The following is a 12,743-nucleotide window of genomic DNA, read 5'->3' as shown; positions in this document are numbered from 1 at the left end:
TCAGGATTGCAGAGCGCCGCTATGGGCGGCCGCATGGCTGAGCCACTCCGGGTCCTGGGCCAGGGCCAGGGCGGCTTCCAATGGGCGCGAGCGCCGGTCCTGGGTGTTGCGCGCGGGGTTTTGCACCATGAAGCCAATCGGCGTGCGCACGACCGGATCGACCAGGGGCCGGGCCTCCAGCTCACGGTAGGTCCGAACCGCGCCCACCAGGGCACCCGGCATGATGCTGCTGACCGAACCACCGACCGCAGCCAGGGCCAGGCTGAGCACCGAGTTGGTCTCCATCACCGGCCGCACCCTGAGACCCGCTTGCCCGAAGGCGCCGTCCAGGATGTGGCGGTTGTACATCTCCGGGCTCATCAAGCACAAGGGCAAGGCCGCGGCTTCGCGCCAGTCCATGGGCGGGCCGAAACGCACGCCGTCGGCCCAGGCCTCGCCCTGGGCAGCGGCGTCGATCCGGCGCACCAGGAAATAGTGCTCCACGTATTGGGGCAGCGTCTGCAAGGCACCGGGGCGCACCCGTTCGATGAAGCCCAGCCCCATGTCCAGGGTCAGGTCTTCCAGGCCGGATTCGATCTCCTGCGAGCTCATGGAACGCACCACGGGCGTGATGCCGAGGTGACGCGCCTGCAGCATCGCCGCGAAACGCGCCGCGATGGGTTCGGCCGAGGGCACGACGCCGATGCCCAGGCGGCCTTGGATGCGTCCACCCACGCTTTTCAGGTCTTGCTTGAGCAACTGTTCCTCGCGCAGCATGCGGCGCGCGCTCTCCAGCAGGCGCTCGCCCTCGGGCGTGAAACCGACGAAGGTGCGACCACGGCGCACGATGGGACTGCCGAATTCCTCCTCCAGCGCGCGCAAGGCGTTGGACAGCGCGGGCTGGGTCACGAAACAGGCCTGGGCGGCGCGCGCGAAGTGCTTGTGCTCGTCGAGCGCGACCAGGTAGCGCATGGAAACCAGAAGATTCATGGCGGTGGCGAGGTGACTGGTTTCAGGCGAAGCGTGGGAGCCCTGCCGCCGGTCATCCCGCGGCAGGCGAAATACCAAGAGCCCGGGACGGCCCGGCCCAAGCTCAAGTGTCCTTGGAAATCGTGATGCCAGGGAACTTGGCCGAGTAATCCTTGTTGCGCGCCGCGATGGCCAGCGCCACCTGGCGAGCCACGTTCTTGTAGATGCCCGCGACCTCGCTGTCGGGGTCGGCCACCACCGTGGGCTTGCCACTGTCGGCCTGGATGCGGATCTGCATGCTCAGGGGCAGTGCGCCCAGGTAGGGCATGCCTTGCTCCGCCGCCATGCGCTTGCCACCATCCACGCCAAAGATGTGCTCGATGTGCCCGCAGTTGCTGCAAACGTGCACGGCCATGTTCTCGACCAGGCCCAGGATGGGCACGCCGACCTTCTCGAACATGGACACGCCCTTCTTGGCATCCAGCAGGGCGATGTCCTGGGGCGTGGTCACGATGACGGCGCCGGTCACCGGCACGCGTTGCGACAAGGTCAGCTGGATGTCACCCGTGCCGGGCGGCATGTCGACGATGAGGTAATCCAGGTCATTCCAGTTGGTCTGGCGCAGCATCTGCTCCAGCGCCTGGGTAGCCATGGGGCCGCGCCAGACCATGGCCTGGTCTGGGTCGACCAGCAGACCGATGGACATCACCTGCACGCCGTGGTTCTGCATGGGGTTCATGGTCTTGCCGTCCGTGCTCTCTGGCCGGCCCGAGACGCCCATCATCATGGTCTGGCTGGGGCCGTAGATGTCGGCGTCCAGCAGGCCCACGCGCGCGCCCTCGGCGGCCAGGGCCAGCGCCAGGTTGGCTGCCGTGGTGCTCTTGCCCACGCCGCCCTTGCCCGAGGCCACGGCCACGATGTTGCGCACGCCAGGCAGCAGCTGCACGCCGCGCTGGACCGCGTGCGCCACGACCTTGGTCTGAATGTTGACGGAGACGTTGCTCACGCCCTCGACACGGCGCACGGCGGCGATCAGCGCGGCACGCAGGGCCGGATGCTGGCTTTTGGCCGGGTACGCGAGTTCGATGTCGAAGGACACATCGCTGCCCTGTGCACCTGCGCTGATGGCGAGGTTCCTGACTTGCTTGCCCGACACGAAATCCTTGCCCGTGTTGGGGTCGGCCACTTGTTGCAAGGCCTGCTGGACGGCCTGTTCTGTCACTGCCATGTTCTTGCTTGGTTGCGCCTCGCGGCGGGTGTCTCGGAAAGGGCTGTAGTCTAGGGCCAGTCCGGGCGGCGCGCTGCGGACCTGCTCATCCTGTTCCCATCGTTTTCCCGGCCTCGCATAATGCGTGTCCATGGCTGACGTGCATAGCCCCGACAAGAACAACGCCCTTCCCTCCAGCGGTTCGCCCTCCGTGGGCCTGTTACTGACCGGTGGCGGCGCTCGCGCCGCCTACCAGGTAGGCGTACTGCAGGCCATCGTCGAGTTGCGCCGCAAGCACCAGCCTCCGCCGCCCGGATCACCCCAAAACGCGCCCCAGCCCAGCCCCTTTTCCATCATCACTGGCACCTCGGCCGGGGCCATCAACGCCGCCGCACTGGCTTGCAGCGCGGACGACTTTCGCCTGGCCGTGACCCGGCTGTCGCGGGTGTGGTCGCATTTCGAAGCCGGGCAGGTCTATGGCGCGGACACCCTGAGCGTGCTGCGCACGGGTGCGCGCTGGATGAGCCTGATCTCCATGGGCTGGATGGTGGCGCGCTGGCGGCGCATCAAACCGCGCTCGTTGCTGGACAACAGCCCGCTGGCGGAACTGCTCAACCGCATGATTCCCTTGGAGCGCCTGCCTGGGCTGATCGCCAACGGCCATTTGCAGGCCCTGGCCATCACCGCCTCCAGCTACAGCTCGGGCAACCACGTCACATTTTTCGAAGGGGCGGAGCACCTCCAACCCTGGATGCGTTCGCAGCGTCTGGCCGTGCGCGCGCCCATCACCCGCGAGCACCTGCTGGCGTCGTCGGCCATTCCCTTCATCTTTCCGGCCCAACCCCTGCCCATCCACGACAACATCGAATACTTCGGTGACGGCTCCATGCGGCAGACGGCGCCGATCGCACCGGCCATCCATTTGGGCTCGGAGCGCATCCTTGTCATCGGCGCGGGCCGCATGAGCGAACCCGCCGACACGATGATTTCGTCGCCGGCCTTGAGTTACCCCTCGCTCGCGCAGATCGCGGGCCATGCGATGTCCAGCATCTTCCTGGACTCGCTGGCGGTGGACATTGAACGCATCCTGCGCATCAACCAGACCTTGAGCCTGATCCCGACCGAGGCGCGCAAGGCGAGCAGCCTGAGGCCGGTCGAGTTGCTGGTGATCTCTCCCTCCGAGCGCATCGACCGGATCGCCGCCGAGCACACCCAAGATCTGCCGCACATGGTGCGCGCGCTGCTGGGGGCCCTGGGGGCCGCGCCCACGGCCGAGCAAGGCAAGGTCAGCGCCAACAGCGGCGCGCTCACGAGTTATTTGCTGTTCGAAGCCGCCTTCACCCGCGAACTGATGGCCTTGGGCCACAAGGACGCGCTGCGACAGGAAGACGCCATCCGCAAATTCTTTGGCTGGACTTGAGACGGCTTTCAACCGCCACGACGGATGCCGCGCGGCCACGACACGGCTCCCCCCCTCCCTCACCGCTCCTTTGCCCTTCACCACTTTTCCGCCCTCGCCAGCCGCCCGAACCATGTCACTCAAAAACCTGTCAGTCACCGTCAAACTGTTCCTGGGCTTTGGTCTGCTGCTGGGCCTGAGCGTGCTGATCGCCTCTTCGGGTTTTTTTGGCCTGGCCGCGTCCAAGGAATCCATGCGCCGCCTGAAGGTGTATGGCGGCATGTACGACCAAACCGTGGCCGCCCGCGACGCCAATTTCTCCTATGCGCTGGACCGCGACCGCGCCCACCTCGCGCCGCACGCCGAGGCCGTGCGGCAAATTGAACAGGCACTGCAAGACATCAAGGCGGAGATCAGCGCCGGCCAGGGCTGGACCGACGCGGACAGCACCTGGGTCAGCGCCCTGAGCGCGCGGTTGCGCGACTACGCAACGGAACATGCGCACACACTGAGCCTGGGAGACGAAGCCCGGATCACGTCGGGCTTGCGCGCACTCAACACCCGCATGCTCGACCTGCAAAACGAGATCAACCTCCATTACGCGGAGGAAGAAGCGCGCCTGGAGGGCGCGAGCGTCACCGCCAACTGGATGCTGGGCCTGACCACGCTGGTCTCCCTGGCGGCTGGTCTGGTCTTGGCCCTGCTCATCGCGCGCCAGATCGTGCACCCGTTGCACGATGCCCTTCAAGCCGGGCGCCGAGTCGCCGATGGCGATCTGACCGTGCGCCTGAGCAGCGATCGCAAGGACGAATTGGGTGAACTGACCCGGGTGCTGGCCTCGGTCGTGCACGGACTGCACGGCATGATCGACAAGATCCGCGTGAGCGCGACGGAAATCCACGGCGCCGCCGGACAGATCGTGGGCGGTGGACGGCATCTGTCGGAGCGCACCATGCAGCAAGCCGCCGCGTTGGAGGAAACCCGCGCGGCGCTGGAGCAGTTGGGCGGCGTGATCGAGGAAACGGTCGCGCACACCGGTCAGGCCCAAGGCCTGACCGAGAGCGCCAAGGACATCGTGCGGCAAAACGGCGAGACCATGGCCTCGGTCACGCAAAGCATGGCCGAAATCAACCGCTCGTCCAAGAAGATGTTCGAGATCATCAACGTGATCGAAGGCATCGCCTTCCAGACCAACCTGCTCGCGCTCAACGCCGCCGTCGAGGCTGCGCGGGCCGGTGAGCAGGGCCGCGGTTTCGCGGTCGTGGCGGGCGAGGTGCGTGCGCTGGCGGGTCGCAGTGGCTCGGCAGCCAAGGAAATCCGAGAACTCATCACCGGCAGCGTGGCCCAGGCCGACCATGGCGCGACCCTGGTCAACTCCGCCAACACGGCGATGCAGGAGATGGTGACGAACGTGGAGGAGATGCGCACGCTGATGGCCCGCATCGCCCAGGCGAGCCGACAGCAGCACCAAGACATCGGTCAGTCCAACCGGGCAATGGCGCAGATCGACGCCACCACGCAGCAAAATGCCGCCTTGGTCGAGGAGTCTGCGTCGGCCGCAGCCGCGCTGGAGCAGCAAGCCAGGGTGTTGTCCCAGGCCATCGGCGCCTTCCGACTGTCCACAAGCGCACCGCTGGCCAGTCTGCCCGGCACGGCGCCAACCGCCCTCGCGGGGCGCGAAAGCCGCCTGGCGCTACCCGGTTGAGTTCCGGCCTGAGGGCCGCCCCTGACAGGGACCATGCACCCCGGGCGCTGTGAAAGGGATGAGCAGGCCGAAGGGCCGGCCCGATAAAATCGCTGGTTCCCCGCCGAGGAACGCCCCCAAGGATGCCCATGCCCCGCAAGCTTTTCGTCACCACCGCCCTGCCGTACGCCAACGGCAACTTCCACATCGGCCACATCATGGAGTACATCCAGGCCGACATCTGGGTGCGGTTCCAGCGCATGCGGGGGCATGAGGTGCATTTCGTCGGCGCGGACGACGCCCACGGCGCGCCCATCATGATCGCCGCCGAAAAAGCGGGCAAGACGCCGCAAGCTTTCGTGGCTGACATCGCCGCCGGCCGCAAGCCCTACCTCGATGGCTTTCACATCGCCTTCGACAACTGGAGCAGCACCGACAGCCCCGAGAACCACGCGCTTTCGCAAGCCATCTACCGCGACCTCAAGGCCGCGGGCCTGATCGCGACCAAAACGATTGAGCAGTTCTACGACCCGCAGAAAAGCATGTTCCTGCCGGACCGCTTCATCAAGGGCGAATGCCCGAAGTGCGGCGCCAAGGATCAGTACGGCGACAGCTGCGAAGTTTGCGGCGCGGTGTACGCGCCGACCGAGCTGAAGAACCCCTATTCCGCCTTGTCGGGCGCGACGCCGGTGCTCAAGAGCTCCGAGCATTTTTTCTTCAAGCTCTCCGACCCGCGCTGCGTCGCGTTCCTGGAGCAATGGACGCAAGACGGCAAATTGCAGACCGAGGTCGCCAACAAGATCAAGGAATGGTTCGCCAAGGATGAGCAGGGCAATCAAGGTCTGAGCGACTGGGACATCTCGCGCGACGCGCCTTATTTCGGCATCGAGATCCCCGACGCGCCGGGCAAGTACTTCTACGTCTGGCTGGACGCACCCGTGGGCTACCTGGCCTCGCTCAAGAACTACCTGGGCAAGATCGGCGTTGACTACGACCAGTACATCGCCGACCCGGCGGTCGAGCAGGTGCACTTCATCGGCAAGGACATCGTGTACTTCCACACCCTGTTCTGGCCTGCCATGCTGCATTTCAGCGGCCGCAAGACGCCCAACCAAGTCAATGTGCACGGCTTCCTGACCGTCAACAACGGCGAGAAGATGAGCAAGAGCCGTGGCACCGGCCTGGACCCGCTCAAGTACCTGTCGCTGGGCATGAACCCCGAATGGCTGCGTTATTACCTCGCGGCCAAGCTTTCGGGCAAGAACGAGGACATCGATTTCAACCGCGAGGACTTCATGCTGCGGGTCAACAGCGACCTGATCGGCAAGTACGTCAACATCGTCTCGCGCGCGGCGGGTTTCCTGTCCAAGCGTTTTGGTGGACAGCTCACGCAGAGCTTCGACGCCCAGGGCGCGGCACTGCTGCAGGACATCCATGCCGCCGCGCCCACGCTGGCGGCGCTCTACGACGGCCGCGATTACGGCAAGGCCCTGCGCGACATCATGGCGCTGGCCGACCGCGTGAACGGCTACACCGACGAACACAAACCGTGGGAACTCGCCAAGGATCCGGCCAACGACGCCCGCCTGCACCAGGTCTGCTCGGTGCTGGTCAATGCCTTCGCCGCGCTCACGCGTTACCTCGCACCGGTGCTGCCCGCACTGGCCCGCCAGGTGGAAGCGCTGACCGGCCTCGATCTGGCACGTTGGGACGCTCAGCAGACCGTCGCGGCCATCCAGCCCTACCAGCACCTGATGCAACGCGTGGACCCCAAGCTGCTGGACGCCTTGTTTGAACCGCCCGCGGGAACCCCGACCGTGACTGAAGCAAAAAACCAAGCGGCCGCCGCATCGACCGCGCCAAGCGCGAATGCGAACGTCACCCCGTCAGGTGCGATGGGAGATGCCACCCTGCCGGGCGGCGAGGCCATCGCCGACACCATCACCATCGACGACTTCGCCAAGATTGACCTGCGCATCGCCCAGATCGTGAACTGCGAAGCGGTGGAAGGCTCGACCAAGTTGCTGCGCCTGACGCTGGACGTGGGCGAGGGCCGGATGCGGAATGTGTTTTCGGGGATCGCCAGTGCCTACAAGCCGGAAGACCTGGTCGGCAAGCTGACCGTGATGGTGGCCAACCTGGCGCCGCGCAAGATGAAGTTCGGCGTCAGCGAAGGCATGGTGCTGGCCGCCAGCCATGCGGATGAAAAGGCCCAGCCCGGCATCCATGTGCTGAACCCTTGGCCTGGCGCCCAGCCCGGCATGCGGGTGCGCTGATCCGCGCCGGACAGCGGACGAAGAAAACGGGGCATACCGGATCACTGGTATGCCCCGTTCACCTGATTTAGCCGTGTGACAGCAGCTGGTGTAAATGTAACCAAGCCAGCTCGCCCTGACCATCCCCACAAAGGGGGGGCTTTCCAGGGCTGTGAAATAGTGCACGCGAATCGTTCGCAAGCAATCTGCGCCAGAGGCTGGAGATAGGCTGGGAAACAGGCCATCCCGTGTCATAAACTCGATGGCACGCTTGACCGCCATGTTGCTGCCCATGGCGCCGCGTCGCATGCCCCAGCCCCGGCCCGCCCATTTGCCGTTCTGGTGGACTGACATCCACCGCTCCCCCAGCCTGAACCTGCGCTTGGGGTTGTGCCTGTGCTTCATCGCTGGAGCGGCCAACGCGGGCGGGTTCCTCGCGATTGGTCAATACACCTCCCACGTCACGGGGATGGTCTCCTCCATCGCGGACCACTTGGTGCTGGGCCAGCTGGCACTGGTACTGGCCAGCCTCGCCGCCTTGGGCGCCTTCATCGCCGGGGCCATGACCACGTCCCTGATGGTCAATTGGTCACGCCGCCGCCACTTGCGCAGCGCCTACGCGCGCCCGCTGCTGCTGGAAGCCGGGCTGTTGCTGGTCTTCGGCGTCTTTGGCGCGAGTTTGCAGGCTTGGCCCTGGGCGCAAGCCAGCCTGTTCACGCCGCTGACGGTGCTGCTGCTGTGCTACCTGATGGGCCTGCAAAACGCGGTCATCACCAAGATCTCGCATGCCGAGATTCGCACCACCCATGTCACCGGCCTGGTGACGGACATCGGCATCGAATTGGGCAAGCTGGTCTATCCCAATCGCTCCCCCATACCGGGGCGGGTGCGGGTCAACCGGCTCAAGCTGCGCATGCACCTGTTGCTGGTGACCGCGTTTTTGCTGGGCGGCGTGATGGGTGCGCTGGGCTTCAAATATTGGGGGTACGCCACGACCCTGCCCCTGGTCGCGTTGTTGCTTTTGGTGGTGGCCGGGCCCCTGCTGCATGACCTGCGGCACGGCCATTGGGCCCCTCCCGCGCAAACGGAATGGCAGGCCTCCGAGCTGCTGCGTCCAGACCCGCCCTCGCGCACGGGCACGGGCCTTGCCCGTGCCGATGACCTGGGCCCTTGACGACGGTCGCGACGGGGCAGGGCGCCACCGGTCGGCCGCGCAAGTCGCGCAAGTGGCCAGAGGTTCCAAATGGCCCGCCGGGGCCCGCTAAAATGGCCGCCTCCCCCTTCCGGTGTGCCCGTCATGCATCTGTTCCGCTATCCCGACTACAAGTCCGAAGCCACCCAGTTCATCCAGAAGCTCAAGGCCGAGAAGCCCGAGCTGGAAGCGCAGCAACGCGAGGGCCGTGCCCTGCTGTGGGACAAATCCGTGGACGCCCAGGCCTGGCAGGGTTATCAGGCCGCGCGCGTGGCGCAAAAGCCCTACGTCTACCAGACCAGCGACACCCCGCAGCAGGCGCGTTGAGCGGCCTGTGACCGGGCTGCGCCCCGCATGAGCGAACCCCAGACCAGCGCCTCCAATTCCCTGGAGGAGAGCGGCGACCTTTTGGCTACCGAGTCCGGCATGCCGGAGGTGGTGGACCACGTCGCCGTGGCGCGTCTCTACGGCGAGCCGCTGTTCCAGCTGCCGCAGGATCTCTACATCCCGCCCGATGCGCTGGAAGTGTTCCTCGAGGCCTTCGAAGGCCCGCTGGACCTGCTGCTCTACCTGATCCGCAAGCAGAACTTCAACATCCTCGACATCCCGATGGCGGCGGTCACGCGCCAGTACCTGAGCTATGTCGACGAGGTGCGCACCCGCAACCTGGAATTGGCCGCCGAGTACCTGCTGATGGCCGCGATGCTGATCGAGATCAAGTCGCGCATGCTGCTGCCGCCCAAGAAGACGGCCGAGGGTGAAGAAGCCGAGGACCCACGCGCCGAGCTGGTGCGCCGCCTGCTCGAATATGAGCAAATCAAGCTCGCCGCCGCGCGCCTGGGCGAGTTGCCACATTACGGCCGCGACTTCCTCAAGGCGCAGGTGTACATCGAGCAATCGATGCAGCCGCGCTTCCCCGACGTGCACATCGTCGATCTGCAGGGCGCTTGGGCGGACATCCTCAAGCGGGCCAAGCTGGTCCAACACCACAAGATCACGCGCGAAGAGCTGTCCGTGCGCGAGCACATGAGCATCGTGCTCAAGACCTTGCAGGGTCGCAAGTTCGTCGAGTTCGAGAAACTCTTCAACCCAGCGCAAGGTGTGCCCGTGCTGGTCGTGACCTTCATCGCGCTGCTGGAACTGGCCAAGGAAAGTCTGATCGAGATCACCCAGGCCGAGGCCTATGCCCCCATCTACGTGCGCCTGAGCTACACGCCGACCTGAGGCCCTCGCTGGCCTCGTCTATAGTCGGCCCTCATTCTCCTGGCCCGGCCTGCCCCGCGCCCGCCCCTCCCGATTCCTCCTCGTGAGCCGCCCGTGACTTCTCCCACGCACCATTCCTTCGACGTTCTCATCGTGGGCAGCGGCCTGGCAGGCCTGTCCGCCGCCCTGCACTTGGCGCCCACGCACCGCGTGGCCGTGATCACCAAGCGCGAGCTCAGCGATGGCTCCAGCGGCTGGGCCCAGGGCGGCATCGCGGCCGTGCTGGGCGAAGGCGACACATTGGAGCAGCACGTGGACGACACCCTGGTCGCTGGCGCGGGCCTGTGCGATCCTGAGGCCACGCGCTTCGTGGTCGAGCATGCGGCCGAGAACATCCATTGGCTGCAGGAACTGGGCGTGCCCTTCTCACGCGAGGACGGTCACCTGCACCTCACCCGCGAAGGCGGCCACAGCGAGCGCCGCATCGTTCACGTCACCGACGCCACGGGCGCGGCCGTGCAAGCCACGCTGCGCACCAAGGTGCGCATGCAGCCCAACATCACCTTGTTTGAACACCATGTGCTGGTGGACCTGATCACCAGCAAGAAACTGGATGCGCAAGCTGCCGTGCGCGCTGGCCGGCCCGACGAGAACCGCTGCCTGGGCCTGTACGCGCTGAATGAGGCGACGGACACGGTCGAAAGCTTCGCCGCCCCGCACACCATCCTGGCCACGGGCGGCGCGGGCAAGGTTTACCTCTACACCACCAACCCGGACACCTCCACCGGCGATGGCATCGCGGCCGCCTGGCGCGCGGGCTGCCGCGTGGGGAACATGGAGTTCATCCAATTCCATCCGACCTGCCTCTACCACCCGCACGCCAAGAGCTTCCTGATCAGCGAGGCGGTGCGCGGTGAGGGCGCCCTGCTGCGCCTGCCGCCGGAAGCGGGCGGCAGGCGCTTCATGCCCGAGCACGATCCACGCGCCGAGCTGGCCACGCGCGACATCGTGGCGCGCTCCATCGACTACGAGATGAAGAGGCACGGCGTCGACTGCGTCTACCTGGACATCACGCACAAACCCAAGGCCTTCCTTCAGGAACATTTCCCCAACATCTATGCCCGCTGCCTGGAGCTGGGCATCGACATGGCCAAGGACTGGATTCCCGTTGTGCCCGCCGCCCACTTCACCTGCGGCGGCGTGGTGACGGACCTGGGTGGCCGCACCGATTTGTCTGGCCTCTATGCCATCGGCGAGACGGCCTACACCGGCCTGCACGGCGCCAATCGCCTGGCCAGCAACTCGCTGGTGGAGTGCATGGTCTACGCACGCGCCGCAGCCGACGCGATCCGCGCGGACCCGGCCGCGCCGCCCCCCGCCCTGCCGGCCTGGGACGACAGCCGCGTGACGGACGCCGACGAGTCGGTGGTGATCTCGCACAACTGGGACGAACTGCGCCGCTTCATGTGGGACTACGTGGGCATCGTTCGCACCAACAAGCGGCTGGAACGGGCCGCCCACCGGATCGACCTGCTGAACTCAGAGATTCAAGAGTTCTATTCCAGTTTTCATGTCACGCGCGACCTGCTGGAACTGCGCAACCTCGTGCAAGTGGCAGAACTGATCGTGCGCAGCGCGCAGGCTCGCCATGAAAGCCGGGGACTGCACTACAGCCGCGACTATCCCGCACTGCTGCCCGAGGCCAAGCCGACCTTTCTCACGCCTTCCTCCTGATTGCCCGAGACACCTCCATGAACGCCCCTTCCACGACCGAACATGCGGTGGTCACGCAGACCATCACCCTGCACAAGCCGAAAGCCCAGGCGCCGGCCCATCCCAAGGCCGAGCGCTGGAGCGTGGACGCCATCGAAGCCCTGTTCCATTTGCCGTTTCCCGAGCTGCTGCACCGTGCCCAGACCGTGCACCGCGAACACTTCGACCCCACGCAGGTCGAGTTCGCCACCTTGCTCTCGGTCAAGACCGGCGGCTGTCCCGAGGACTGCGGTTACTGCCCGCAATCGGCTTCCTATGAAACCGGCGTGAAAGCCAGCAAGCTGATGGAGTTGCAGGAGGTGCTGTTCGCCGCCCAGCGCGCCAAGGACGCCGGCGCCACGCGCTTCTGCATGGGCGCGGCCTGGCGCGCGCCCAAGGACCGCGACGTGGAGAAAATCGCCGAACTGGTGCGCGGCGTCAAGGATTTGGGTCTGGAGACCTGCGCCACGCTGGGGATGCTGGAAGACGGCCACGCCGAACAGCTGCGCGACGCCGGTCTGGACTACTACAACCACAACCTGGACACCGCACCCGACTTCTACGGCGACATCATCAGCACGCGCGACTACCAGGATCGGCTGGACACCCTGGCTCGCGTGCGCCAGGCTGGGGTCAAGATCTGCTCGGGTGGCATCGTGGGCATGGGCGAAACCGTGCGGCACCGTGCCGGGCTGATCGCCGAGCTGGCGAATCTCGACCCCTATCCCGAATCGGTGCCGATCAACAACCTGGTACGCGTCGAGGGCACGCCGCTGGCCGACCAAGCCCCGCTGGACCCCTTCGATTTCGTGCGCACCATCGCCGTGGCGCGCATCACCATGCCCAAGGCACGCGTGCGCCTTTCCGCCGGGCGCCAGCAAATGGGTGACGGCATCCAAGCCCTTTGCTTCCTGGCGGGAGCCAACTCCATCTTCTACGGCGACAAGCTGCTGGTCACCGGCAACCCGGACACCGATGCCGATCAGCAGCTGTTGCAGCGCCTGGGCATGCGCGCGGCGCAGCAACCTCTGGGCAAGACCTGAGGGAAAAACCGGCGCGCCCAAGAGGGCTCACCCCCGCGCGCCGATTGCGCTACATTCGCG

General features: G+C 66.0%; 10 protein-coding genes. 8 read left to right on the top strand and 2 right to left on the bottom strand.

Features of this window, described 5'->3' with window-relative positions:
- Together ACLBKS_RS06350 and apbC are read right to left on the bottom strand one after the other, a co-directional pair.
- Complete coding sequence (locus tag ACLBKS_RS06350; RefSeq protein ID WP_410191960.1) at nt 1-969, bottom strand: LysR substrate-binding domain-containing protein; 969 nt, start codon at nt 967-969, stop codon at nt 1-3.
- Between the two features lie 103 nt (nt 970-1,072).
- Nucleotides 1,073-2,176, bottom strand: a complete 1,104-nt coding sequence (apbC, locus tag ACLBKS_RS06345) for an iron-sulfur cluster carrier protein ApbC (protein ID WP_410191959.1) — start codon at nt 2,174-2,176, stop codon at nt 1,073-1,075.
- 130 nt (nt 2,177-2,306) lie between these two features.
- On the opposite strand from apbC, the gene ACLBKS_RS06340 reads away from it, so the two are divergent.
- From ACLBKS_RS06340 to bioB, 8 genes are all read left to right on the top strand, one after another.
- Nucleotides 2,307-3,575 carry a patatin-like phospholipase family protein gene (locus ACLBKS_RS06340; protein WP_410191958.1) on the top strand — a complete coding sequence of 423 codons (1,269 nt, stop codon included), beginning with the start codon at nt 2,307-2,309 and terminating at the stop codon, nt 3,573-3,575.
- A 112-nt stretch (nt 3,576-3,687) separates the two neighbouring features.
- Nucleotides 3,688-5,259, top strand: a complete 1,572-nt coding sequence (locus tag ACLBKS_RS06335; RefSeq protein ID WP_410191957.1) for a methyl-accepting chemotaxis protein — start codon at nt 3,688-3,690, stop codon at nt 5,257-5,259.
- Nucleotides 5,260-5,381: 122 nt separating this feature from the next.
- Nucleotides 5,382-7,514, top strand: a complete 2,133-nt coding sequence (gene metG / locus ACLBKS_RS06330; RefSeq protein ID WP_410191956.1) for a methionine--tRNA ligase — start codon at nt 5,382-5,384, stop codon at nt 7,512-7,514.
- A gap of 286 nt (nt 7,515-7,800) precedes the next feature.
- On the top strand, nt 7,801-8,667 hold the full coding sequence (locus ACLBKS_RS06325) for a YoaK family protein (RefSeq protein WP_410192346.1): 867 nt from the start codon (nt 7,801-7,803) through the stop codon (nt 8,665-8,667).
- 123 nt (nt 8,668-8,790) lie between these two features.
- Complete coding sequence (locus ACLBKS_RS06320) at nt 8,791-9,012, top strand: DUF3460 family protein (RefSeq protein WP_410191955.1); 222 nt, start codon at nt 8,791-8,793, stop codon at nt 9,010-9,012.
- Nucleotides 9,013-9,039: 27 nt separating this feature from the next.
- On the top strand, nt 9,040-9,909 hold the full coding sequence (locus ACLBKS_RS06315) for a segregation and condensation protein A (protein ID WP_410191954.1): 870 nt from the start codon (nt 9,040-9,042) through the stop codon (nt 9,907-9,909).
- A 93-nt stretch (nt 9,910-10,002) separates the two neighbouring features.
- Complete coding sequence (nadB, locus tag ACLBKS_RS06310) at nt 10,003-11,622, top strand: L-aspartate oxidase (RefSeq protein WP_410191953.1); 1,620 nt, start codon at nt 10,003-10,005, stop codon at nt 11,620-11,622.
- Nucleotides 11,623-11,639: 17 nt separating this feature from the next.
- Complete coding sequence (bioB, locus tag ACLBKS_RS06305; protein ID WP_410191952.1) at nt 11,640-12,683, top strand: biotin synthase BioB; 1,044 nt, start codon at nt 11,640-11,642, stop codon at nt 12,681-12,683.
- Nucleotides 12,684-12,743: the final 60 nt, after the last annotated feature.

The organism is Hylemonella sp. W303a (assembly GCF_046452315.1).
Lineage (GTDB): Bacteria > Pseudomonadota > Gammaproteobacteria > Burkholderiales > Burkholderiaceae_C > Hylemonella.
The sequence above is the reverse complement of the archived record's forward strand: the minus strand, read 5'-3'. Positions and strand labels throughout refer to the sequence as shown.